The sequence below is a fragment of the Streptomyces sp. NPDC096046 genome (genome assembly GCF_040303285.1).
Classification (GTDB): domain Bacteria; phylum Actinomycetota; class Actinomycetes; order Streptomycetales; family Streptomycetaceae; genus Streptomyces.
Genome location: NZ_JBEOSZ010000017.1, coordinates 1 through 23,664, shown reverse-complemented (window position 1 = coordinate 23,664; position 23,664 = coordinate 1). Strand labels below are relative to the sequence as shown.

Sequence of the window (23,664 nt, the reverse complement as noted above, 5' to 3'; positions counted from 1 at the left end):
CCGCGGTGAGTTGAACCTACGTCCACGGCCGACGCCTTGTGAACCGTGCCGATGCCCGCTGCGCGCCCGGCAGGGCTCACCCGTGCACAGTCGCGTCCGGATGGCCCGGGTTCGTCCCGTCCCGGCCCGGCGAACCGGTTGCCTCAGAGGCAAAAGACCTCACGCGGGGCGCGGAAGAGCCGGCACGTCGAGGCCGCCGACGGCCAGGTGCGCCAGCACGACCTCGTACAGGTCGGTTCCTCCGGCGAGCAGCTGCCGTTCCAGAACGGGTTCGGCACTGCGAACGTGCTCGCGCACGGTCTGGGCGTGCACACCCAGGGCCTGCGCGGCCCGTTCGGCGTTGCCCCCGGCGGCGATCCAGGTGCGCAGCGTCCGGCGCGGGTTCCTGGCGTCGGCGTCCAGCCGGCCCAGCAGGTCCCGCGCCCAGGTGCGTACGGCAGGGCTTGACAGCAGCTCGGCGAGCCGCAGCCCGGGGTCACCGGGGCCGTCGGCGAGCCGGGTGTCGGGCAGGCCGATCTGGGTGTTGAGCGCCAGGTGGACGACCGCCCGGACCGTGAGGTCGGCGAAGTCGGTGCCGAGCAGGGTCTCGACGCGTTCCATACGGGCGCGGACGGTGTTGCGGCTGACGCCGAGGACCTTGGCGGCGTTGACCGCGGTGAACTCCAGGCCGAGACGGCTGGTGGCCAGGAGTTCGGCGCGGGTGTGGTGCGACAGGGTGTCGAGTGGGCGCAGCACCCGGGACGTCCAGCCGCGCAGCGCCACCGGGTCCATCAGGCGTTCGGGGTGGGTGCGCTCCGCGTAGACGGCCGTCTTGGCGGGGCGGAAGTGCGCGACGGCGAGGGCGCTGACGGCCTGTCCGTAGGCGGTGGCGGTCCGCGCGAGGCTCTGCCGGACGCTGCCGCCGAGGAAGAGGTCCGCGTGCTCTCCGACCAGGGACCGCAGGGCGTCGCCCGTGGTGTCGCGGGGGCTGACGACGATCACATGACCGTCCATGGCCGGGCAACGCACGACCAGGGCGTCCTCCCGGGTCCGCTCCAGGCACTCCTCGGCGACGCGGTCGCGGACGGCGGGGTCGGACTCGACGACGTACACGCAGGCCGTCTCCGCGTCGAGCAGTCCGGGCCAGAGTCCGGCCGCGACGCGGCGGGCGGCGATGGTGTCCTCGACCATCAGCAGTTGCAGGATCGCCAGTCGCAGGTCGGCGGTGGCCCGTCGCAGCCGGTGCCCGGCCGCGGCCGACTCGTTCGCCGTCAGCAGCAGTCCGAGCACCTGGGCGGTGTGCGTGACGACGTCGGAGGCCCGCCGGTCGAAGGGGGCCTGCCGGGAGACGGCCAGCACGCACGCGTGGGAGGGATGTTCCACCCTGACCAGACGCTGGTGGCTGCCCCGGCCCTCCCAGGCGGCGGAGGCGATCCGGCCGGCGATGATGTCCGTGACCAGGTCCGCGTCCAGGGCAAGCCGATCACCGGCGACGACGTCCCCGGCGGCGTCCAGCAGGGCCACGGTCGCGCCCACGGTGCCGGAGAGCCAGGCGACGACTCTGCGGACGTCCCGCCCGGCCGGGCGCAGGTGCTCCAGCAGTTGCTCCGCCCACGCCGGTCCCGTACCGGTCTGTGCTTCCCGCTGCCGGTTCCCGTCCGCTCGGCCAGCCACCTCGGTCTTCCCCTCGTTGCCCGTGCCGCCTCCGGCACACCGGTCGGGGACGTTACCTCACGTCCCGGTGCTCGCCCCGGCCCGACCGCCGGACGGCGGACCTCGCCCCCCGGCCGGTACCCCTCCCCTGCGCCGCCGACCCGTACCGGCGGCATAAGCTCGGCGGATGGCGAAGTACTACGACGTGCACCCCGACAACCCCCAGCCCCGCACCATCGGCCAGATCGCCGACAGCATCCGCGCCGACGCTCTTGTCGCCTACCCCACGGACTCCTGCTACGCGCTGGGCTGCCGCCTGGGCAGCCGTGACGGCATCGACCGGATCCGTACGATCCGCAAGCTGGACGACCGGCACCACTTCACCCTCGTGTGCCAGGACTTCGCGCAGCTCGGGCAGTTCGTGCGGATCGACAACGACGTGTTCCGCGCGATCAAGGCGTCGACACCCGGCAGCTACACGTTCATCCTGCCGGCGACGAAGGAGGTGCCGCGGATGCTGCAGCACCCCAAGAAGAAGACGGTCGGCGTGCGCATCCCGGACCACGTCGTCACCCAGGCCCTGCTCGCCGAGCTCGGTGAGCCGCTGCTGTCCAGCACCCTGCTGCTGCCCGGCGAGGACGAGCCCATGACGCAGGGCTGGGAGATCAAGGACCTGCTCGACCACGTGCTGGACGGGGTGGTCGACTCCGGGGACTGCGGGACCGAACCGACGACGGTCATCGACTTCTCCGGCGGGGAGGCGGAGATCGTGCGGCACGGCGCGGGCGACCCCTCCCGGTTCGAGTAGCCGGTAAAACGGCGGCCAAGGGCCGTTCACGGTTCAACCGGGTGCCTGGGGTGGGCGAAATGCCCCGGGAACGGGCGTGTCACGATGACCGTGATCCGGCCGGTCACGCGGACGGGTTCCTGGCCCCCACCCCACAGAGAGGCAGCACAGCCATGACTGCCGTACAGGGAACCGCTGTCGACGTCCAGACCGAGGACGGCACCGCCGACGCGTATCTGGCCCGCCCCGCCGACGGGGCCGCCCACCCGGCGGTCCTGTTCCTCATGGACGCCTTCGGTCTGCGGCCGCAGCTGCGGTCCATGGCCGACCGGCTGGCGGCGGAGGGCTACACCGTACTGGTGCCGAACCTGTTCCACCGGCACGGTCGGGCCCCGCTGTTCGACCTGCCCGAGTTCATCGACCCGGGGGCGCGTCCGGAGATATTCGAGCGGATCGGCCCGGTCATGCAGGCCCTGACCGCCGACCTGGCGATGCGGGACGCCGGTGCGTATCTGAGCTGGCTGGACCAATCTCCGGTCGTGGCCGACGGCCCGGTGGCGCTGACCGGCTACTGCATGGGCGCCCGTCTCTCGCTCCTCACCGCCGGCACCTTCCCGGAGCGGGTCGCGGCCGCGGCCGGTTTCCACGGCGGACGGCTCGCCACGGACGCCCCGGACAGCCCCCACCTGGTGGCCGGCAAGGTCACCGCCGAGCTCTACTTCGGCCACGCCGACCAGGACCCCTCACTGCCCGAGGAGCAGATCGAGCGTCTGGAGCAGGCCCTCACGGCGGCGGGCGTGCGCCACCGGTGCGAGGTGTACGCGGGCGCGCCCCACGGTTTCACGCAGGCCGACACCGCCTCGTACCACCAAGAGGGCGACGCGCGGCACTGGTCGGCACTGCTCGACCTGCTGAAGCGCACATTCTGACCCCAATCGGGATCCGCTGAAGGCGAGTTGCCGGCCTACCGACGGTAAGGGCTTGCCCCCAGGCGATCCCTGCGCGTAGACCTTGCTGAGAACCAGCCATGACTCGGGGGGAGTTGGCTCATGGACGGCACGGTCGACGGGTTTCGCTACGGTGCGGTGACTCCGGTGGCGGCCTATCTGATGGCCTGCCTGGGGGGTGCCCTCGGGCTGCGGTGCATCGTGCGCTCGCTGCTGGACACGCGTTCCCGCAGCGCGGGTTGGCTGGCGTTAGGCGCGGCCTCCATCGGCTGCGGCATCTGGACGATGCATTTCATCGCCATGATCGGCTTCCATGTGGAGGAGACCCGGGTCCGGTACGACGCGGCCACGACGGTGCTCAGTCTCGTCGTGGCCGTCGCCGTGGTGGGTGTCGGCGTGTTCCTCGTCGGCCACCGCGGCACGAGCGGCGCCACACTGGCGATCGCGGGTACGGTCACCGGCCTGGGCGTGGCGGGCATGCACTACCTCGGCATGGCCGCTCTGCGGCTGGACGGCGACGTCCACTACGACCCGGTCGGTGTCGGGCTGTCCGTGCTGATCGCCATCGGCGCGGCGACCGCGGCGTTGTGGTCGGCCGTCACCATCCGCGGCTTCCTGACGAGCCTCGGCGCGAGCCTGGTGATGGGCGTGGCGGTGTCCGGGATGCACTACACGGGCATGGCCGCCGTCAGCGTCCACGTGCACGACACGACCGGCGGGACGTGGGCGGGCGACTCGCCCCTGTCCCTGCTGCTGCCGATGCTGGCGGGGCCGGTCGTCTTCCTGCTGCTGGCCGGGGTCGTGGTGATGTTCGATCCCCTGCTGGTGCTGGGCGAACGCTCCTCCGCCGCGCGGCCGGGCCGGGCCGCCAACTCGGTTGCGTCGCACCGCCCTTCGGGGCCCGAACCGGTCGCGCCCACGCGCGAGCGGTGAGGAACCCGCCCGCGGGCGGGACCTGGCTCGATTGTTACGGTGCACCGGTGTCTGACTCCTCACGCGATACCGCCGAAGGCGCCGGCTGGGGTTCCACCGAACGGGGCGCGTACCAGCGGTTGATGCCGCCGAAGACCGAGAAGATCTCCTGGCTGGACCCCCGGATGCTGTGGGCCGCCCGCAACGGCGTGCTGGCCTCCTGGTTCGGGGACCCCGTCGGCCGGACGCGCAGCCGGTGGGTGGCGCAGCGGGCGGCCACCGGCGCACCGGCCGACAAGGTGATCCGGCGCGACGACCCGGACCGGTTCTCGTTCCTGGTCATCGGCGACACCGGCGAGGGCGACGACCCCCAGTACGCCGTCGTGCCGGGCCTGTTGAGGACCGGTCAGGACACCCGCTTCGCCGTGCTGGCCAGTGACGTGATCTACCCCGTCGGCAGCGCGGACGACTACGCCACCAAGTTCTTCCGTCCCTACCGGGACTATCAGGCGCCGATCTACGCCATACCGGGCAACCACGACTGGTACGAGGATCTCGGCGGCTTCATGCGCGTCTTCTGCGACGACCCCCCGCCCCTGCCGCCCGAGCCCCGGCCGCGCCCCCTGACCCGGGCCTGGCTGCGATCGCTGCTGTGGCACCGGCCGCACCCGGACGACGGCCGCCACCTGCCCGAGGCACGCACCCTGCGCTCCGCCGCCGCACAGCAGGCCGTCCAGCCGGGCCCGTACTGGGCGATCGACGCCGGCCCGGTGCGCGTCATCGGCATCGACACGGGCCTGCTCGGCACCCTCGACGCGGAACAGGGTGCCTGGCTGCGCGAGGTCTCCCGGGGGCCGCGCCCGAAGATCCTGGTCACCGGCTCCCCTCTGTACGTGGACGGCCGGCACCGCCCGTGCGCCATCGAGGGGGGCGGCACCGTCGACGCCGTCGTCCGCGACCCGGCGCACCACTACGTGGCGGCGATCGGCGGCGACATCCACAACTACCAGCGCTATCCGGTCCGGCTGGACGACGGACGCATCCTCCAGTACGTCGTCGCCGGCGGGGGCGGAGCGTTCACGCACGCCACCCACACGATTCCCCGCGTCAACGTCGCGGGCGTCACCGAGCAGGACTTCCGCTGCTATCCGCTGCGCGGCGACTCCCTCGCCTTCTACAGCAGGCTCTACGGCCACCGGCTGCGGATGCGCCGGTTCTTCACGCTCACCGAGGCCGAGGCGACGGCCGTGATCGTCGAACGCCTCGGCATCCGGCCCACCCGCACTCCGCACGCCTCCACCCGGGTCACCCGGCGCGTCCGCCTGGTCGCCGGGCTGCTCGGCACCGGCCGCCGCCCCGACCGGGCCAAGCGGTTCCGGCTGCCCGTGCGGAAGATCTACACGTCGTTGTTCTCGCCCGGCTCCGCGACGTACAGCCCGCCGTTCTTCAAGTGCTTCCTGCGCCTGGACGTCTCCCCGGAGTCGATCCGGCTGCGGTGCTACGCGGCCACCGGCAACCGGGCCCAGGAGCTCGCCCCACCGGTCGAGGACGAGGTGACGATCCCGCTGCGCTGACGGGGCGGAACGCGGCCCCGGGTCACGCCGGCCACCGGGGAGGACACGGGGTCTTCCAGGCGAAGGGAGCACGTCGTGGACGCGGAGTGCGCCCCGGCGGCGCCCAGCCGGGGCGTCACCGGACCCATCCTGGCAGGTGCCGGGAACAACTGCCGGAGGCCAAGGCCAAAACGTTCATGCGAACCTGCGCAGGCCCCGGTCGCACCATCGGTCCGCGCCGGTGCGCCGGCCGAAGAGAGCAGGCGCACGGACCGATGGATCCGGATTTTGTATAACATCCGAACTTCGCAAGGGCTCTGTCGCCCAGGAGTGCGCCCTGCCGGTCATCGCACACCGTCTGTCCACCGTGCAGCACGCCGACCACATCGTGGTATTCCAGGACGGCCGCACGGCCACCGGCGGACGTCACGAGGAGCTGCTGGTCAGCAGTGCCCTCGGTCGCGAGCCGACCGCGAGCCAGATGCTCAGGGCGGGCGGGGACTCCGGCAGCAGAGGCGCCTGAGACTCATACCTTTCAGGCGCGGCTACCGGCGTAGGCGACCCGCGGCCAGGTCCTTCCGCCCGTCGGGGGTCACCAGCGGCCGGGGGCGGTCCCGGTGATCGGTTCCGACGGCCTGCCGTCCACCCCGACGGGCACCTCCCCGGCGAGCATCACGCGATGCATGATCCGAGGGTGGTCGAGGCGGGCGGTGTCGCCGGGGGCCAGATGCATGGTGGCTCGGTTGTCCCAGAAGGCCACGCTGCCCGGCTCCCAGCGGAACCGGACGGTGTACTCGGGCCGGACCGCCTGCTCCAGCAGCATCTCCAGGACGGCGCCGCTCTCGGGCCGGGAGAGGCCGGCGATCTGCTCGACGTAGTAGCCGTTGACGTACAGGATCCGCTCGCCCGTCTCGGGGTGGACCCGCACCAGCGGGTGCAGGGAGGCGACCTGACGGTCGAGCAGATGACGGACGTACGCGTCGTCGCCGGGCCGGGGCTGGTAGCCGACCCCGAGCCGGTGCTCGGCGCGCAGCCCGTCGACGAACTGCCGCAGCGGCGCGGAGAGTCCGGCGTACGCCGCCGCCAGGTTCGCCCAGGTGGTGTCGCCCCCGTAGGGGGGTACCGTCTCGGCGCGCAGGATCGTCGCCGCGGGTGGGTCGACGCGGGCCCCGTGATCGCAGTGCCAGCCGCGCAGCAGCGTGTGGCGGCGGCGCCGCAGCCACTCGTCGTGCTCCATCCCGAACCGCCCGCCCAGCTCCAGCCGGTCGGCGGTCGTCTCGATCTCGGGGAAGCCGGCGGGCGAGGCCTTGCCCCGCCGGGGCAGCACCACGATCTCGCCGAACCGCCGGGCGAACCGCACCTGCCCGGCGTGGTCCAACCGCTGCTCCCGGAAGAACACCACCTTCCACCGCAGCACCGCCGCCCTGATCACGGCGACCACGGTGTCATCGAGGTCCCCGGCCAGGTCGACCCCGCTGATCTCGGCCCCGATGTACCCCGCGACGGGTTTCACCTCCACCCCGGCCCTCCGGGCCGCCTCGTCCGCCATCCCGCTGTCCGTCGTCATGAGCGCTCCGCTGGTCGTGGGCGTGGTCCGGTCTTCCCGAAGATCGTGACAGCGATCTCCGCCGTGGGCGACCATGCCGGACGAGCCGGTCGGGGCTGCCGAGGCGATCGACGACTGGGCCGACGCGGTGGAGGCTTCCCGGCCCGTCGTCCGTGACCGCGGTTTCGAGGAGGCCGAGACGTGGCCGGGCGGTGCCGGCCGCCCCGCACGTGGAGACCCCGGATCACGGCGTCCCGCACCACCGCCCGGCGTCGACCGGGCAGCGGAAGGCCGCCGCCTCTCCCCGGCACCGCCGATGTCGTCCGCCGTCCTCGTCCCCGCCCGTCCGGTTGATCATCGGTGCCGGTATCGGTGACGCTGGAGGGACGACACGGTCAACGGGAAGGTCCGACGGTGATCAGCATCCCGACACACAGGCTCAACGACGGTACGACGCTCCCCGCCCTGGGGCTGGGCACCTGGCCGCTCGGTGACGACCAGGCGCAGCAGGCGGTGCTCACGGCCCTGGAGGCGGGTTACCGTCTGATCGACACGGCGACGAACTACCGCAACGAGACGGGGGTGGGCCGCGCTGTGGCCTCCGGGGTGGTGCCGCGCGAGGAGATCGTCGTGACGACGAAGCTCCCGGGCCGGCACCACGGCTACGAAGAGACCCTCGCCTCCTTCGAGGAGTCCCGGGCCCGCCTCGGCCTGGAGTACGTCGACCTGTACCTGATCCACTGGCCGCTGCCGCGCGTGGACCGGTACGTCGACTCCTGGAAGGCCATGATCAAGCTGCGCGAGGAGGGGCTCGTCCGGTCGATCGGTGTCTCGAATTTCACGGCCGGGCACATCGAACGGCTGGAGAAGGAGACCGGCGTGCTGCCCTCCGTCAACCAGGTCGAGCTGCACCCCTTCCTGCCGCAGGACAACCTGCGCGCCTTCCACGCGAGCAGGGGGATCGTGACCGAGAGCTGGAGCCCGCTGGGCCGGGGCACGCCCCTGCTGGACGACCCCGCCGTGGCGCGGATCGCCGAGGCGCACGGGGTGATGGCCGGGCAGGTCGTGCTGCGCTGGCACACCCAGCTCGGGGCGGTGCCCATCCCGAAGTCGGCCAACCCGGAGCGGCAGCGCGCCAACCTCGACGTCTTCGGCTTCGAGCTGGACGAGGAGGAGATGCGGGCCGTCGCGGACCGGGCACATCGGCGGGTGGGCGGGGACCCCGAGGTGCACGAGGAGTTCTGAGGGGTACCCGGGGCGCGCGCGGCGGGAAGGAGACGCGGGGGGGGGTCCAGGCTGTGCGGCGCGTCGGCTCTGTACCCGGTTGCGCAGCGGTCGGAGCGGCGACGGCGAGGAGGCGTGGCTGCTCGTGAAACGGGCCGGTGACACCAGCCGCGGGGGCGGGGCTCCCGATCCTCGCCGGGCCCGCTCGGTCACCTCCGGGCGCACGCTCGCCCAGGTCGCGTCGGAGGCGGCCGGGAAGTGAGCCCGGCCGCTCAGAACAGCGGCGTGAGGGACTGCTCGCACCAGATGGTCTTGCCCCGGGTGGTCTGCCTGCTGCCCCAGCGCTGGGTGAGCTGGGCGACCAGCAGCAGACCGCGGCCGCCCTCGTCGTCCTGGTGCGCCCGCCGCAGGTGCGGGGAGGTGGAACTGCCGTCGGACACCTCGCAGATGAGGGTCTGATCGCGGATCAGGCGGAGCCGGATGGGCGGAGCGCCGTACCGGATGGCGTTGGTGACCAGTTCGCTGACGACGAGTTCGGTGACGAAGGCCGTCTCGTCCATGCCCCACGCGGTGAGCTGGTCGGTCGCGGCCTGCCGGGCGGTGGCCACCTCCGCGGGGTCCGGGGTGATGTCCCAGGTGGCGACCTGATCGGCACCGAGCGCCCGGGTTCGGGCCAGCAACAGCGCCACGTCGTCACCGGGTTCGTCCGGCAGGACGGCCTTCAGCACCGAGTCGCACAGGGCGTCCAGGGAGTCCGCGGGCACGGTCAGGGCGCGGCACAGCTCCTCGGTGACGCGGTCGACGTCGCGGTCGCGGTCCTCGACGAGTCCGTTGGTGTAGAGGGCGACGACGGAGTCCTCGGGCAGCTGGAGCTCCGTCGCCTCGAACGGCAGCCCTCCCACCCCGAGCGGCGGCCCCGCGCTCATGGGAATGAGCCGGGCCGAGCCGTCGGGCAGCACCAGCGCGGGGGCGGGATGCCCGGCGGCGGCCACGTTCAGGCGGCGTGCGACGGGATCGTAGACCGCGTACAGGCAGGTCGCGCCGAGCTCGGCGACCTCCTCCCCCTCGTCCTCCGCCGCCAGGTGGGTGACCAGGTCGTCCAGGTGGGTGAGGAGCTCGTCCGGCGGGAGGTCCACGTCGGCGAGGGTGCGGACGGCCGTGACCAGCCGGCCCATGGTCGCCGTGGAGGGGATGCCGTGCCCCACGACGTCCCCGACGACCAGCGCGACGCGGCTGCCGGACAGCGGGATCACGTCGAACCAGTCGCCGCCGATACCGGCCGCCGAGCCGGAGGGCAGATAGCGGTGGGCGACCTGGACGGCGGCCTGCCCGGGCAGCCCTCTCGGCAGCAGGCTGTGCTGGAGGGCGAGGGCGGTGGTGCGTTCCCGGGCGAAACGGCGGGCGTTGTCGACGCAGACCGCGGCACGGCTGGCGAGTTCCTCGGCGAACACGGCGTCGTCGGCGCCGTAGTCGTCGGGTTGCGCCACCCGGACGGCCACGGCGACACCCAGTGTGGTGCCGCGGGCCCGCAGCGGCACGGCCAGCATCGAGTGGGCGCCCGTGCGGTAAGGGCGTCCTTGCGGGGCGCGGGAGTTTCGGTCGGCGACCCAGCGCATGAAGGCGGGCTCCCCTGCCTGGCTGAGGACGGCTCCGCCTTCCCGCAGGGCCCGGGCGATCGGTGAGAACGCGGTGTAGACGTCGACTTCTCCCAGATGCACGGCCGCTTCGGGGGTGCCCTCGGTGACGGAGCCGTGCGCGACCCGCCTGAGGGTGATCTCCTCGGCCGGCACCGCGGGCTGCTCGTCCGCGCCGAGCACCCAGTCGAACAGGTCCACGCTCGCGAAGTCCGCGAACCGGGGCACCACGACCTCGATCAGTTCCTCGGCCGTGCGGACCACGTCCAGTGTGGTGCCGATGGCGGCCGCGGCCTCGTTGAGCAGGGCCAGCCGCTGGCGGGCCCAGTACTGCTCGGTGCTGTCGAACGCGGCCAGGGCGGTCCCCACGAGCGCGCCGGCAGCATCCCGGACCGGCCACATCTCGGTGACCCAGGCGTGCTCCCGGTTCAGGGCCGGCGCGCCGGTGTAGCTCTCGTAGCGCACCGGCCGGCCGGTCTCCACGACGTGCCGGAGATGCCAGTCGAAGCCGTGCACGTGCGCGGCCTCCTCCACGGTCTCCGGGAAGTGCCGGCCGAGCAAGGTCTCCTCGGACACGCCCATCACGTGGCAGGCGGCTTCGTTGAGCCGCAGATAGCGCTGGCCGGTGTCGAAGACGGACATCGACATGGACGCCTGCTGGAAGGCGCGGCCCGCGAGGGACGTCTCCTCGCGGCCGGGGGGCGCGGCGGTGATCACATAGACGTCCGTTTCGCCGTCCGGGCCCGACACGGCGCAGGCACTGACGCGGACCCCGACGAGGTAGCCGTCGCGGTGGCGGACCATGACGGTGCCCGACAGCGCGGACACCGCCTCGGGCGGCACGTCCTCCGCGAGCAGTTCCCGTGCGGCCCGGCCCACGACTTCGTCGGCCGGATAGCCGGTCAGCTGCCGGGCACCCCGGCTCCACCCCGTCAGAATGCCGCGGACGTCGATGATCGCTGCGGCGGAGGCGTCCTCCATAGCGTCCAGGATCATCCCTCTGCGGCCCGCTATCAACCGCGAGGCTCCTTGCGTGACGGCGTCAGGCCCGGTGGGCGCGCAGCGCGGCGAGAGCCCGGTCGGCGTGCGCGTTCATGCGCAGTTCGCTGCGCACGACGTCGAGGACGGTGTGGTCCTGCCCTATGACGAACGTGGTGCGCTTGGTGGGCGCCAGGGAGAAGCCCCGGGTCACTCCGAACCGCTCACGGACGGCGCCGTCGGCGTCGGACAGCAGCGGCATGCCGAGGCCGTGCCGTCCGGCGAACTCCTGCTGCCGCTCGACGGTGTCACCGCTGATGCCGACGGGGCGTGCCCCGACGGCGGCGAACTCGGTGGCGAGGTCGCGGAAGTGACAGGCCTGGGCCGTGCAGCCGGGAGTCAGGGCGGCCGGATAGAAGAACAGCACGACCGGGCCCTCGGCGAGCAGCCCGGACAGAGTGCGGACGGCGCCGGTCTCGTCGGGCAGGGCGAAGTCCTCGACCGTGTCGCCGGTCTCCACGCGCGCGGTCACGACCTGCCCTCCGCGTTCCGTGCGACACCGCGGGCCCAGAGCACGAGGGGAACCTGCAGGGGCAGGCGCCCGAAGGCGGCGGCCTTCTGCGGGGTGGGGCGGTGGCGCCAGTCGGCGGCCATCTTGACGTTGGCGGGGAACACCCCGACGAAGAAGGCGGCTGTGGCCAGCGCGGCTGTCCTGCGAGTGCGCGGCAGGGCCAGTCCGGCGGCCAGCGCGAGCTCGGCGGCGCCGCTCGCGTAGGTCCAGGCTCTGGGCGTGCCGGGCAGCCCGCGCGGGATGGTCGCGTCGAAGGGGCGTGGGGCGGCGAAGTGGGCGGCACCCGCGGTGGCCAGCAGGCCGGCGAGCAGCAGGGGCGAGCGTTCGGACCGGGACACGGTTCCTCCTCTGAAGGCCTGCAGCGCATTATTACCAGTCGGTAGACAGGTCGGTTCACCGGGTCCCGGGAGCGCCCGTGGACGCTGCCCGGCGTGTAGCCGAAGGAGCGCCGGAAGACGTCGACGGTTCAGGCCCTCGCCGACCGGAGCCGACCGTGGTCCGCCCTCCTCGTCGAGGGCGTGGGCGAGGAAGTGATCGACTACGCGGTGGAAGAGCGTCGCGAACTGCCGCAGTCCCCGGGATCAGTCCGAGAGGGCCGCCCGCATGGAGCGGATCCCGGCGACGCGGACCCCGGCAACGGCCTCGCCCCGCCTCGGTGAGCTGGCCGCGCTGGGCCACTGGGCACGCAGGGCGTACCGGGTCCGCTGGGGCCTCTGGGTCGGCTGGGACCGGTGAGCTCGCCGCAGTGCGCCGCTGGGGCCGGGACGCACTGGATCCGCTGGGGCCTCTGGGTCGGCTGAAACCGGTGAGCTGGCCGCGGTGCGCCGCTGGGGCCGGGACGCACTGACCCGCTGGGGCCTCTGGGTCCGCTGGGATCCCTGGGACCGCCGGGGCCTCTGGTCCGCTGGGACCGCGGGGACCGCTGGGCCTGCCGCGGCCTGCCGGGCCCGCCGGGCCTGCCGGGCCTGCCGGGCCCACGGCCTGCCGGGCCGAGAACGCTGGTGGCGTATGCGGACGTCTGCGACTGGGTCCGCTGGGATCCCTGGGACCGCCGGGGCCTCTGGTCCGCTGGGACCGCGGGGACCGCTGGGCCTGCCGGGCCTGCCGGGCCTGCCGGGCCTGCCGGGCCGAGAACGCCGGTGGCGTATGCGGACGTCTGCGACTGCTGCACGGTACGCGTGACCTGCGGCGCCTCCCCATCCAGCCGGGCGGCGAGCTCCCCCGGCGCAGTGGCTCGGAGTCGGTGACCTGCCGCAGCAGCGCTACGGCGGCCCTGGTCGAGGGCGGCACGCCCACCATGGCCGCGGGCCGGTCGTGCCGACGGCCCGCGTGCTCAGGTACGAGATGCGGGTGAGCGCGCGCTCGCTCTCGATCACTTCCGGGGCGGAAGCGCCGGGCAGCGGCGGCGTGGACATGAATTCGCGCCAGCTTCTATTTGCATTGCCAAGTAAATCGACCGGGTAACAGCCGTTCAGGGGAACTGGGCCCGGAACGCGCGTGAGGGCCCGCCGGTTCGTCGACACCTCACCCGTGGACCTGCCGCTGATCCCGCCCATGCTCGCCACGCCCGGCGCCCTGCCGCCCGCCGCGCAGGACACACGCTGGGCCTACGAGACCAAACAGGACGGCCAGCGCGTGGTGGTCTATCTGCCCGGTGACGGCAGCGTGCTGCTGCGCGCCCGCTCCGGGGACGACATCACGGCCGCCTACCCCGAACTGCGGCCACTGGGCACCGCCCTCGGCGCCACACCCGCCGTACTGGACGGCGAGATCATGGCCCTGGACGAACAGGGCCGCGCCAGCTTCCAGTTGCTGCAGTCCCGCATGGGTCTGGCGCACGCGCCCGCCAGGGCCGCGCGACGGGCGGCGGAGGTCCCGGTCCATCTCGTGCTGTTCGACCTGATGCACCTGACGGACCGCTCCCTCCTCCGGCTCCCCTACACGCGACGCCGCGCGACACTGGAGGACCTCGGCCTGGCCGGATCCTCCTGGTCGACGCCCCGCGCACTCGTGGGCCACGGCGCGGAGGCCCTGCGCGCCACCCAGGAACACGGCCTGGAGGGACTGGTCTGCAAGCGGCTGGACTCGCCGTACGAACCGGGGGTGCGCTCGCGGGCCTGGATCAAGATCCGCAACATGCGCACCGAGGACGTCCTGGTCGGCGGCTGGCAGCCCGGCAAGGGGCGGCTCACCGGCCTGCCCGGCGCGGTGCTGGTCGGGCAGCGTGCCGCCGGGCGGCTGCGCTACGTCGGGAGCGTGGGCACCGGCTGGAGCGAGGCCGAACGCACGGAACTCGCCGGGCTGTTGCGGGCCGCCGCGACCGACGCCTGCCCCTTCGACCCCGCCCCGCGCGCTCCGGGCGCCCACTGGGTCGTGCCCCGCCTGGTCGGCGAGGTGCGCTACAGCACCCGCACCCGGGAGGGGATGCTGCGCCAGCCGTCCTGGCTGCGGCTGCGGCCGGATCTCGCGCCCGAGGAGGCGGCGGCCGACATCCCGGACGACCTGGTCTGAAACGACGCCTGCCCCCCGACTGTCGGACCGTGATTCACCCCTGGACCCTCCCCCCCTCTTGGCATGGACGCGTTCAGGCTGGAAGCTGAACCTCCCTTTCCCCCACAGCCGTTGGGCTGCGCCCGGACCAAGGAGGACGCAGTGTCGTCACGCCCGTTCGCCCACCGCAGGAGATGGCTCACCGGAGCGGCCGGTGCCGCCGCTCTCGTCCTGGCGTTCCCCGCCATGGCCTTCGCGGCACCGCCGTCGGCGCTGCCCGCCAACGCGGACGCGTTGGAGCAGACGTACCAGCCCGCCTACGACTACGACACCGACGGGTGCTACTCCTCACCCGCGATCGGCCCCGACGGCACCGTGAACGGCGGGCTGAAACCGACCGGCGCACTGAACGGCAACTGCCGGGACGCCTCGGACCTCGACAACACCAACGGCTATGCGCGCTCCAAGTGCAACAACGGCTGGTGCGCGATCCTCTACGCCCTCTACTTCGAGAAGGACCAGGCCGTGGCCGGCAGCGGCATCGGCGGCCACCGGCACGACTTCGAGCATGTCGCGGTGTTCGTGCAGGACAACCAGGTCAAGTACGTCTCGACGTCCAACCACGGCTCGTTCACCGTGCGCGCGGCGTCCGCCATCCGCTTCGACGGCACCCACGCGAAGATCGTCTACCACAAGGACGGCATCAGCACCCACTGCTTCCGCGCCGCGAACGCGAACGACGAGCCGCCGGAGAACCACGAGCGCACCTGGCAGTACCCGGCACTGGTCGGCTGGAACGGCTACCCGGCCGGGGTGCGCGACAAGCTCACCTCCTACGACTTCGGCAGCGCCAACTTCGGCCTGAAGGACGCCCGCTTCGCCAACCACCTGGCATCGGCCAAGCCCTCCGGCATCGCCTTCGACCCGTACGCCTGACGGCACCGGCCCCCGGCTCGGCCCGGACCTCGTACCACCGAAGCGGTCCGGGCCGTACCGGGGAGCCCGTCCCGAACTGGCGCGCGAAGCAAGGCCGTCGGTGGAGGTTCGGCACGAACGCTCCCTCGGGAGGGTCTATCGTGTCCGCATGTCCGTCCCCGAACTGATCCGCATCGTCTCCCGCGACTCCCCCATGGCCCTGGCCCAGGTGGAGCGCGTTCGGACCGAGTTGGCCGCCGTCCACCCTGGAGTGCGCACCGAGGTCGTGCCGGTGAAGACCACCGGCGACAGGTGGATGGGCGATCTGTCCAAGGTCGAGGGCAAGGGCGCGTTCACCAAGGAGGTCGACGCGGCGCTGCTGGCCGGCGAGGCCGACCTCGCCGTGCACTGCGTGAAGGACGTGCCCGCCGACCGGCCGCTCCCCGCGGGCACGGTGTTCGCCGCGTTCCTCAAGCGGGACGACATCCGCGACGCCCTGATCCACCCGGGCGGACTCACCCTGGACGAGCTGCCGGCCGGCACGCGGATCGGCACCTCCTCGGTGCGCCGCACCGCTCAACTGGCCGCCACGCATCCCCACCTGGAGTGCGTGCCGTTCCGCGGCAACGCCAACCGGCGTCTGGCGAAGCTGGCCGCCGGGGAGGCGGACGCCCTGCTGCTCGCGGTCTCCGGCCTGGAGCGCATCGGCCGCGAGGACGTGATCAGCGAGATCCTCTCGACCGAGACGATGATGCCGCCCATCGGCGCGGGCGTACTGGCCCTCCAGTGCCGCGAGGACGACTCCGCGCTGATCGACGCGGTGAGCGGTCTCGGCGACCCGGGCACCCACCGGGAGACCACGGCCGAACGCATGTTCCTGCATGTGCTGCAGGGGCACTGCAACAGTCCCATCGCCGGGTTCGCGCGGGTGGACCGCGGTGGTGAACTGTCCCTGCGGGCTTGCGTGTTCACCCCGGACGGCAAGACCCGGCTCAATGCCCACGAGTGGGCGGGCAGGCTCGACCCGGCGACGCTCGGCACCTCGGTCGCCGTGGCCCTGCTCCGTCAGGGCGCCCGTGAGATCATCGACGGCATCCCGCACTGACCCCCGCGACACCCCTGACACGGGATCAAGCGGTGCCTTCCTCCGCCTGGTCCCGCAGGAAGACGCTCACCTGGTGCGCGAGGCTGTCCCGCACCGCGCCCTGCGGAGCCCCGGCAGGGCCCTCGTGCGCCCCGATGCCGCCCGCCCACAGCCGGCGGTCGGTCCACTCCTCCTCGACACGCAACTGCACCTGGACGTCCACGAGGCCCAGGGACGCCTCGCCCCCGGCCGCGTACAGCACGGCGGTGGCCCGGCGCAGCGGGTAGACGTCGAAGCCCTCGATGAACTGCGAGTTCCGCCAGTCGATGAAGGCGCTCTCCCCGTCCGGGCCGAGCCGGACATCGATCTGGCCGTCCTCGAGGTGGATGCCGAGATGGCGGCTGCCGCGGTTCTCGACCGTCACGCGAAGGCAGAAGTAGGTCAGCCCCTCGGCGGCGTCGTCCCGGCCGCGGGGCGGCTCGGCCAGTTCCAGACGGTGGACGCGGACGCGCAGACCGGCATGCTCGTCGTACTCCTGCCAGTCCCCGACCACGTTCGGCTCGTACACGCTGCACCTCTCGACCTCTGGAAGCTGCTTCCTATCTGTGCTCTGAGCGCACTGTCAAATGAGCAGAATGCGCTGTGGCCAGGCAGTTCATCCGTTTTGATCGGTGATCAAGCCGTGCCCAGCGGTTATCCGGAAACGGCCGGAGAAAGCGCTTGCCCCGGCGTGCCGCACATCACTTCCACGAGTGAAGATCACCGGGCCGGCCGCCCCAGCGGGGCCGAGACCGCGGTGCCGCCGAGCGCGGCGGCGAGGAACAGCACCGCGCAGTCGGACGCCGGACGCCGGGGCCGTTCCGGGGAGGCGGCACGGTGATCACCTTGCCGAGGGCTGGGGACGCTGTCGACGGACAGGCGGATCCGAGGGCGCCCGGGGCCCTCGATTACCGTATTGTCTTAATTGTTTCACTATGCCCCTGTCCGGGAATGGGCAGGGAAGTGCTTCGGACAGGAGGCACGCGCGTGGGAGCCGGCAGGCCGGGCCCCAGTGCTGTTCCTAGGCCCGAGTCCGCACTCCCACGGTGTCTGTCCCTTCAGCACCTGCTCAGGGAGGTGCGCACCATGCGTATCGCCGGAAGCACCCGAACGCACCCCCACGACGACGCCCCCGACACCGCGGAGGCGTTCGCGCGACTCGTGCGGCTGCCGGAGGGGCCCGAGCGTAAGGCCCTGCGGGACGAACTGGTCGAGGCCTGGCTCCCCATGGCGGAGCGGATCGCCGTCCGCTTCCGGGGCCGTGGCGAGGCCCTGGAGGACCTGTACCAGGTGGCGGCTCTCGGCCTCGTGAAGGCCGTCGACCACTACGATCCGGCCCGCGGCAACGCCTTCGAGGCGTACGCGGTGCCGACGATCACCGGCGAGATCAAGCGCCACTTCCGCGACCACATGTGGACGCTGCACGTGCCCCGCCGGGTACAGGACCTGCGCAACCGTGTGCGGCACGCCGCCAAGGAGCTGTCGCAGACCACCCCCGGCCGCTCCCCCACTGTCGCCGAGATCGCGGAGTACTCCCAGCTCACCGAGGGTGAGGTCCGCACCGGCATGGAGGCCCTGGACTGCTTCTCCGCGCTCTCGCTGGAGGCGGAGATGCCCGGGACCGACGGCTACGCCCTCGGGGACGCGATCGGCGGGCCCGACCCGGCCTTCGACATCGTCGTCAACCGCGTGGCCGTCAGGCCCTGCCTGGAGGCGCTGCCGGAGCGCGAGCGGATCATTCTCTACCTGCGCTTCTTCAAGGGCATGACCCAGAGCCGCATCGCGGAGCAGCTCGGCATCTCACAGATGCACGTCTCCCGGTTGCTCAGCAGCTGCTTCGCCCATCTGCGTGAGGAACTGCTGACCGAGGCCCCGTGACACGAGGGCCTCTCGTGCCGCCGGGGTCAAGCCTCCGGCGGCGAGCCGGGGATCTGCGTCGGTCCGGCACGGTCGAGGGCGTCCTCCAGGGCGGCCCGGATCTCCTCGGGCATCATGCCTGTGCACCCCCAGACGAGGATCAGTTCGGCGACGTTGCGCAGCTTGATGTTGGTGTGCTGGGAGACCTCCTTCAGCACGGACCACCCCTGGTCGGGGGAGATCCGGCCGAGCACGACGACCATTCCGATGGCCTGGTCCACGACAGCGTGGGAGACGACGGCCTCCTTCAGCTGCTGGACCTCTTCCTGCAACTCGAAGATCCGATCCGAGCCCCCGTCCGTGGGCATGGTCACCTCCGGGTCCGGTGTGCCGCTGCCCCCGAGGTCCCCTCGGGTGCTTGAGTACCTTGACGCAGTGTCCGACCCCTCCATCGTCGCCAGTCGGGCCGCCCGGTGCCACCGGGGCGGACCAGGCCGGATGCCGTTTCGGTGCCGCCGCCGGGGTACTCGGCAGGCGCCCACACCGGTTCCGGTTGGACACTGGTGTCACATCCTCCGGTGGCTGCCAGGCCGACGAGATCAGGACGCGACTGCCATGAACCACAACACGCCCACCCCCTCCGGCACCAAGGACGTCGTCTCATCACACTCCGTGTTCGGCGCTCCCTGTTGGGTGAGCCTGACGAGCCGGGACGTCAAGGCGACCGAGGAGTTCTACGGTGCCGTGCTGGGCTGGCAGTGGCGACCGGCCAAGCTCGGCGACCGGTTCCGGATCGCGCTGGTGGACGGCTCGCCCGTGGCCGGGATCGCGGGAGTGGCGAGCATGTGGCAGATGGCCGTGGCGTGGACTCCGTACTTCGCGGTGCGCAGCGCGGACGACGCGGTGGCGCGGGTGCAGGAACGTATGGGCACCGTCGCCGTCGGGCCGATCTCACTGCCCCCGGGCCGGGCGGCGCTGCTGGCCGACCGGGACGGAGCGACCTTCGGCATCTGGGAGGGCGACCTCTTCACCGACTGGGAGACCTGGCGCAACGCACAGCCGGCCTTCATCACGCTCCACACCCGTGACGCCTTCGACGCGGCGATCTTCTACGGCGAGGTCCTCGACTGGGCGTCCCCGCACCCGGGCTGCTGCGAGGTCCACTACGAGGGCGGCGAGGTCGTGCTGCGCAGCCGTGGGGACGTGGTGGCCCGGATCGAGTCGGGCGCCCTGGAGGCGGCCCCCGACCCCACGATCCGGCCGCACTGGCAGATCCACTTCTTCGTCGACGACGTCGAGGCCTGCGCCCGGGCGGCCGAACTGCACGGCGGCAGCGTCCTGTCCAAGGGCGGCGACGAGACGGTGCTGCGGGACCACGACGGCGCGCAGTTCACGGTGACCGCGCGCCGCGACCGCTGACCCGGCTCACTCCTTCTCGCACGACGGCTCACTCCTTCTCGCGCGACGCCCGGGACGGCCGGGACAGCAGGACCAGGCTGCGGGCCCCGACGGTGAGACGCGCCCCCGCCTTGTGCTCCGACTCGTCGGGCGTGCCCTGTGGGTCGGCCGTGTCGATGAGGGTCGTCCACCGATCGCCGTAGGAGGCGTTCGGGAGGCGGAAGTCGACCGGCTCCCAGTGGCTGTTGAACAGCACCAGGAAGGAGTCGTCGACCACCGGACGGCCGCGCGGGTCGGGTTCGGCGATGGCGTCGCCGTTGAGGAAGACGCCGACGGAGTGCGCGTCGCCGCGCTGCCAGTCGTCGTCGGTCATCTCACGGGTGTCCGGCGCCAGCCACACCAGGTCGGGCAGCGGCTGGTCCGCCCGGGTCAGGGTCTCGCCGCGGAAGAAGCGCCGCCGCCGCAGGACGGGGTGCCCCGTGCGCAGCCTGATGAGGTACCGGGTGAACTCCAGCAGGTCGCGCTGCTCCTCGGTGAGCCGCCAGTCGATCCAGGAGATCTCGTTATCCTGGCAGTAGGCGTTGTTGTTGCCGCCCTGGGTGCGCCCGAGCTCGTCGCCGTGGGAGAGCATCGGGATGCCCTGGGAGAGCAGCAGCGTGGCGAGGAAGTTGCGCTGCTGACGTGTGCGCAGCTCCCGCACGGAGGCGTCGCGGGTCGGGCCCTCGGCGCCGCAGTTCCAGGAGCGGTTGGTGCTCTCGCCGTCCTGGTTGTCCTCGCCGTTGTCCTCGTTGTGCTTGTCGTTGTACGAGACGAGGTCGCGCAGGGTGAAGCCGTCGTGCGCGGTGACGAAGTTGACGCTGGCGCGCGGGCGGCGCCTGCTGTGCTGGTACAGGTCGGAGGAGCCCGTGAGCCGGGAGGCGAACTCGCCGAGCGTGTGGTCCTCACCGCGCCAGAAGTCCCGCACCGCGTCGCGGTACATGCCGTTCCACTCGGACCACAGCGGCGGGAAGTTGCCCACCTGGTAGCCGCCCTCGCCGACGTCCCACGGCTCGGCGATCAGCTTGACGCGGCTGATCACCGGGTCCTGCTGGATGAGGTCGAAGAACGCCGACAGCCGGTCCACCTCGTGGAACTGCCGGGCGAGGGTCGCCGCGAGGTCGAAGCGAAAGCCGTCGACGTGCATCTCGGTGACCCAGTACCGCAGCGAGTCCATGATCAGCTGAAGTACGTAGGGGTGCCGCATCAGCAGGCTGTTGCCGGTGCCGGTGGTGTCGTAGTAGTGCTCCCAGTCGCCGTCGACCAGGCGGTAGTACGAGGAGTTGTCGATCCCGCGGAAGGACAGGGTGGGGCCCATCTCGTTGCCCTCGGCGGTGTGGTTGTAGACCACGTCGAGGATGACCTCGAGCCCGGCCGCGTGCAGGGTCTTCACCATCTGCTTGAACTCGGCGACCTGCCCGCCGCGAGAGCCGTGGGCGGCGTAACCGTTGTGGGGCGCGAAGAAGCCGATGGTGTTGTAGCCCCAGTAGTTGGCCAGGCCGCGGTCGTGCAGCACCCCGTCGTGGACGAACTGGTGGACGGGCATCAGTTCGACGGCCGTGACGCCCAGGGAGGTCAGGTGCTCGACGACCGCGGGGTGGGCCAGCCCGGCGTAGGTGCCCCTGAGTTCCTCGGGCACCTCGGGATGGGTGCGGGTCATGCCCTTGACGTGGGCCTCGTAGATCACCGTGTCCGCGTAGGGCCGGCCGGGCCGGGCGTCGTCGCCCCAGTCGAAGGCCGGGTCGGTCACCACGCCGAGCATGGTGTGCCCGGCGCTGTCGGCCGGGTCGGGGCCGTCCGGGTTGCGCTCGTAGAGCGAGGGGTGGTTGTCGATCTGCCCGTCCACCGCACGGGCGTACGGGTCGAGCAGCAGTTTCGCCGGGTTGCAGCGGTGGCCGGCGGCGGGGGCCCACGGCCCGTGCACCCGGTAGCCGTAGCGCTGGCCGGGGCCCACACCGGGCACGTAGCCGTGCCAGACGAAGCCGTCGACCTCGTTCAGCGGCACCCGGGTGTGGGTGCCGTCGTCGTCGACGAGGATCAGCTCGACGCGTTCGGCGACCTCGCTGAAGAGCGCGAAGTTGGTGCCCTCACCGTCGTAGTCCGCTCCCAGGGGATAGGGGCGCCCGCCCCAGGCGGACGCCCCTTTCCGTGGCTGCCGGCGGGTCACCGGGCCTCCTCCAGGAGGTCGCCCGGGGTGCCGGCCGGTCCGGCCAGGCGCGCGACCCGCTCCTCGCGGGGCACATCGAGGCCCTCGCTCTCCCGCGGGGCGGGAGCGGTCGGCACCAGCGGTACGCGTTCCCCCGCGCGGGCGCGCTGCGAGAACCAGATGACCTTGCTGCCGGTCTCGGTGGCGCAGCATCCCCAGCCGTCGCTCATCGCGGCGAGGTGCTCCAGGCAGCCTCGCAGTTCCTGGTCCGGGCGCAGGGCGCGGTCGTTGTCCCCGATGGCGGTGATCAGGTGCTGCCCGTTCCACCACATCTCGATCGACGTGTTCTTGTCCGTGGCGTGTTCGTCGATGGCCTTCAGCAGCATCTCGGCACCGCCGCAGACGGGCTGGACCAGGTTGTCCAGGTCCCAGAACTTCAGGTGAGCGGCCAGAATGCGGCTGACCTGTCCCACCCGGTCCGGGCTGACTTCCACATCGAGGTGGTAGTAGCAGGGCACTGCGGTCTTCATCGGTCGGCTCCTCACCGCGAAGCTCAGCTCCTTCTCGCTCCCGCGGTCCTGCGGGACGAGCCCCGAGCACGGAACGTGAGCGCCTATCGCTTCTGAGTCACCCTCAGCCTGAGGGTGCTAGCCCGTTCGTGCAACACGAGCGCACACCTGAGGCAACAGTGGACACAAGTGAGCGGGCCGCGGTGGCCCGAGCGGCCCCAGCGAGCCGCCATTGGTTGAAGATCCAACAAGACGCTGTGTCGTCACACGTGCACCATGTGTGAAGAACTCGATCGCCGTTACGGGTCCGTGCCGCTGTGCGTACGGCCGCCGTCCGACCGTCGGGAGACCGTGTCCCTCGAGCCCCGAAAGGTGATCGGTGCCATGCTGCTACCCGCCAAAGCCGAAGTCGCCCGGCAGTTGCGGCGTTACCGGGCCTGGGAACGCGTGATGCTCGCGGCACCGAACGACCGCACGGTGCGGACCATGTTCGAGGACTCCGGCTACACCCTCTGCGTGCTGATGGGCAAACGCTGCGCGCGGGAAGCGGCGGACGCGGCCGAGCGGTACCTGCGCACCAACCAGGTCGCCTACCTGGAGGAACAGCAGATCACGTGCCTGCAGGAGCAGCACGTCACCTGTCTTCAGGAACCGAACGAACGGCCCCGTCCGGCCACCGCGGTCAGACGAAGAACACCGGCGGCGGAGCGGAGAACCCCGGCCGCCGAGCGGAGATCCCCGGCGGGAAGGTAGCCGCCTTCCCGCGCATCTGTCCCCGAACCGGGCCCGGCGGCCCGGCTCCCGAGCACGGTGGAGGTGAGGACCATGAGGAGGACCCGGGCCATCGGTCGCATCCCGGTACGGGACGTCCGCCCGGCCGTGGAGAACGGCAACCGGCCGGCGAAGGCGGTCGTGGGTGAGACGTTCGAGGTCACCGCCACCGTGTTCCGGGAGGGGCATGACGCGGTGGCCGCCAATGTCGTCCTGAAGGACCCCGAGGGCCGCCCCGGTCCGTGGACGCCGATGCGCGAGCTCACCCCCGGCAGCGACCGCTGGGGCGCCGAGGTCACCGCGAACGCCGTCGGCCACTGGTCGTACCGGGTGGAGGCCTGGAGCGATCCGGTGGCCACCTGGCGTCACACCGCGGGCATAAAGATCCCGGCGGGCATCGACCCGGGTCTGGTCCTGGAAGAGGGCGCGGAGCTCTACGAGCGGGCTGCGGCCGGCGTACCGAAGGAAGCCGGCCGAACCGTGCTGCTCGCCGCGGCCACGACCCTGCGCGACGACGCGCTGCCCACGGCGGCCCGCTTCGCGGCGGCGTTGACGCCGGAGGTGGACGAGGTCCTGGCCCGGCATCCGCTGCGGGAGCTGGTCACCAGCAGTGAGCCGTTGCCGCTGCTGGTGGA

At 72.1% G+C, this 23,664-nt stretch carries 23 protein-coding genes and 1 pseudogene; 14 read left to right on the top strand and 10 right to left on the bottom strand.

The features are described 5' to 3' along the window. Positions 1–159: 159 nt before the first annotated feature. Positions 160–1,653, bottom strand: coding sequence for a helix-turn-helix domain-containing protein (locus ABTX62_RS17030; RefSeq protein WP_352116901.1), 1,494 nt, complete (start codon positions 1,651–1,653; stop codon positions 160–162). 166 nt (positions 1,654–1,819) lie between these two features. Here ABTX62_RS17030 and ABTX62_RS17025 point away from each other — a divergent pair, with 166 nt between their 5' ends. From ABTX62_RS17025 to ABTX62_RS17005, 5 genes are all read left to right on the top strand, one after another. Next, positions 1,820–2,440, top strand: coding sequence for an L-threonylcarbamoyladenylate synthase (locus ABTX62_RS17025; protein WP_283973810.1), 621 nt, complete (start codon positions 1,820–1,822; stop codon positions 2,438–2,440). Between the two features lie 152 nt (positions 2,441–2,592). Beyond that, the gene (locus ABTX62_RS17020; protein ID WP_352116900.1) at positions 2,593–3,348 is read left to right on the top strand and encodes a dienelactone hydrolase family protein; all 756 of its coding nucleotides are present in this window, start codon (positions 2,593–2,595) and stop codon (positions 3,346–3,348) included. Positions 3,349–3,468: 120 nt separating this feature from the next. Then, complete coding sequence (locus ABTX62_RS17015) at positions 3,469–4,299, top strand: MHYT domain-containing protein (protein WP_352116899.1); 831 nt, start codon at positions 3,469–3,471, stop codon at positions 4,297–4,299. Positions 4,300–4,346: 47 nt separating this feature from the next. Then, positions 4,347–5,852 (top strand): metallophosphoesterase family protein, encoded by a 1,506-nt coding sequence (locus ABTX62_RS17010; RefSeq protein ID WP_352116898.1) that lies wholly within the window; start codon positions 4,347–4,349, stop codon positions 5,850–5,852. A 346-nt stretch (positions 5,853–6,198) separates the two neighbouring features. Beyond that, positions 6,199–6,354, top strand: coding sequence for a hypothetical protein (locus ABTX62_RS17005; RefSeq protein WP_352116897.1), 156 nt, complete (start codon positions 6,199–6,201; stop codon positions 6,352–6,354). 69 nt (positions 6,355–6,423) lie between these two features. On the opposite strand, the gene ABTX62_RS17000 is transcribed toward ABTX62_RS17005, so the two are convergent. Continuing rightward, positions 6,424–7,398 carry a TauD/TfdA dioxygenase family protein gene (locus ABTX62_RS17000; protein ID WP_352116896.1) on the bottom strand — a complete coding sequence of 325 codons (975 nt, stop codon included), beginning with the start codon at positions 7,396–7,398 and terminating at the stop codon, positions 6,424–6,426. Between the two features lie 393 nt (positions 7,399–7,791). Between ABTX62_RS17000 and ABTX62_RS16995 the strand changes: the two genes are divergently transcribed. Further along, positions 7,792–8,622 (top strand): aldo/keto reductase, encoded by an 831-nt coding sequence (locus ABTX62_RS16995; RefSeq protein WP_352116895.1) that lies wholly within the window; start codon positions 7,792–7,794, stop codon positions 8,620–8,622. 251 nt (positions 8,623–8,873) lie between these two features. Here the strand turns inward: ABTX62_RS16995 and ABTX62_RS16990 are convergent, their stop codons facing one another. The 3 genes from ABTX62_RS16990 to ABTX62_RS16980 form a co-directional block, all read right to left on the bottom strand. Further along, complete coding sequence (locus ABTX62_RS16990) at positions 8,874–11,216, bottom strand: ATP-binding SpoIIE family protein phosphatase (RefSeq protein WP_352116894.1); 2,343 nt, start codon at positions 11,214–11,216, stop codon at positions 8,874–8,876. Positions 11,217–11,277: 61 nt separating this feature from the next. After that, on the bottom strand, positions 11,278–11,745 hold the full coding sequence (locus tag ABTX62_RS16985) for a peroxiredoxin (protein WP_352116893.1): 468 nt from the start codon (positions 11,743–11,745) through the stop codon (positions 11,278–11,280). After that, positions 11,742–12,122, bottom strand: coding sequence for a DoxX-related protein (locus ABTX62_RS16980; protein ID WP_352116892.1), 381 nt, complete (start codon positions 12,120–12,122; stop codon positions 11,742–11,744). The genes ABTX62_RS16985 and ABTX62_RS16980 overlap by 4 nt, the downstream gene beginning before the upstream one ends. A gap of 265 nt (positions 12,123–12,387) precedes the next feature. Between ABTX62_RS16980 and ABTX62_RS16975 the strand changes: the two genes are divergently transcribed. Continuing rightward, a complete protein-coding gene (locus tag ABTX62_RS16975; protein WP_352117008.1) occupies positions 12,388–12,519 on the top strand; it encodes a hypothetical protein in 132 nt (43 codons plus the stop codon). A gap of 388 nt (positions 12,520–12,907) precedes the next feature. On the opposite strand, the pseudogene ABTX62_RS16970 reads toward ABTX62_RS16975, so the two are convergent. Then, positions 12,908–13,199, bottom strand: a pseudogene (locus ABTX62_RS16970) (MarR family transcriptional regulator); the annotation flags it as partial. 115 nt (positions 13,200–13,314) lie between these two features. On the opposite strand from ABTX62_RS16970, the gene ligD reads away from it, so the two are divergent. The 3 genes from ligD to hemC all read left to right on the top strand — a co-directional run bounded on the left by ligD (position 13,315) and on the right by hemC (position 16,294). After that, complete coding sequence (gene ligD, locus ABTX62_RS16965) at positions 13,315–14,295, top strand: non-homologous end-joining DNA ligase (protein ID WP_352117000.1); 981 nt, start codon at positions 13,315–13,317, stop codon at positions 14,293–14,295. A gap of 141 nt (positions 14,296–14,436) precedes the next feature. After that, positions 14,437–15,210, top strand: coding sequence for an NPP1 family protein (locus ABTX62_RS16960; protein ID WP_352116891.1), 774 nt, complete (start codon positions 14,437–14,439; stop codon positions 15,208–15,210). Between the two features lie 148 nt (positions 15,211–15,358). Continuing rightward, a complete protein-coding gene (gene hemC, locus ABTX62_RS16955) occupies positions 15,359–16,294 on the top strand; it encodes a hydroxymethylbilane synthase (protein ID WP_352116890.1) in 936 nt (311 codons plus the stop codon). Between the two features lie 25 nt (positions 16,295–16,319). On the opposite strand, the gene ABTX62_RS16950 is transcribed toward hemC, so the two are convergent. Continuing rightward, on the bottom strand, positions 16,320–16,841 hold the full coding sequence (locus ABTX62_RS16950) for a hypothetical protein (RefSeq protein ID WP_352116889.1): 522 nt from the start codon (positions 16,839–16,841) through the stop codon (positions 16,320–16,322). Positions 16,842–17,398: 557 nt separating this feature from the next. Between ABTX62_RS16950 and ABTX62_RS16945 the strand changes: the two genes are divergently transcribed. After that, on the top strand, positions 17,399–18,190 hold the full coding sequence (locus ABTX62_RS16945) for an RNA polymerase sigma factor SigF (protein WP_352116888.1): 792 nt from the start codon (positions 17,399–17,401) through the stop codon (positions 18,188–18,190). Positions 18,191–18,216: 26 nt separating this feature from the next. Here ABTX62_RS16945 and ABTX62_RS16940 read toward each other — a convergent pair whose 3' ends face one another. Further along, positions 18,217–18,537: an ANTAR domain-containing protein gene (locus ABTX62_RS16940; protein ID WP_352116887.1), complete on the bottom strand. Its 321-nt coding sequence runs from the start codon at positions 18,535–18,537 to the stop codon at positions 18,217–18,219. Positions 18,538–18,784: 247 nt separating this feature from the next. On the opposite strand from ABTX62_RS16940, the gene ABTX62_RS16935 reads away from it, so the two are divergent. Beyond that, a complete protein-coding gene (locus ABTX62_RS16935; protein ID WP_352116886.1) occupies positions 18,785–19,588 on the top strand; it encodes a VOC family protein in 804 nt (267 codons plus the stop codon). Between the two features lie 28 nt (positions 19,589–19,616). Here ABTX62_RS16935 and glgX read toward each other — a convergent pair whose 3' ends face one another. Next, positions 19,617–21,770 (bottom strand): glycogen debranching protein GlgX, encoded by a 2,154-nt coding sequence (gene glgX / locus ABTX62_RS16930; protein ID WP_352116885.1) that lies wholly within the window; start codon positions 21,768–21,770, stop codon positions 19,617–19,619. Continuing rightward, entirely contained in the window at positions 21,767–22,279 is a 513-nt protein-coding gene (locus ABTX62_RS16925; protein ID WP_352116884.1) for a pep a2, read from the bottom strand. The genes glgX and ABTX62_RS16925 overlap by 4 nt, the downstream gene beginning before the upstream one ends. Before the next feature lie 363 nt (positions 22,280–22,642). On the opposite strand from ABTX62_RS16925, the gene ABTX62_RS16920 reads away from it, so the two are divergent. After that, entirely contained in the window at positions 22,643–23,011 is a 369-nt protein-coding gene (locus ABTX62_RS16920; RefSeq protein WP_352116883.1) for a DUF5133 domain-containing protein, read from the top strand. Between the two features lie 72 nt (positions 23,012–23,083). Then, positions 23,084–23,664: maltotransferase domain-containing protein (locus tag ABTX62_RS16915; protein ID WP_352116882.1), on the top strand; the 581-nt coding region annotated here is incomplete at its 3' end.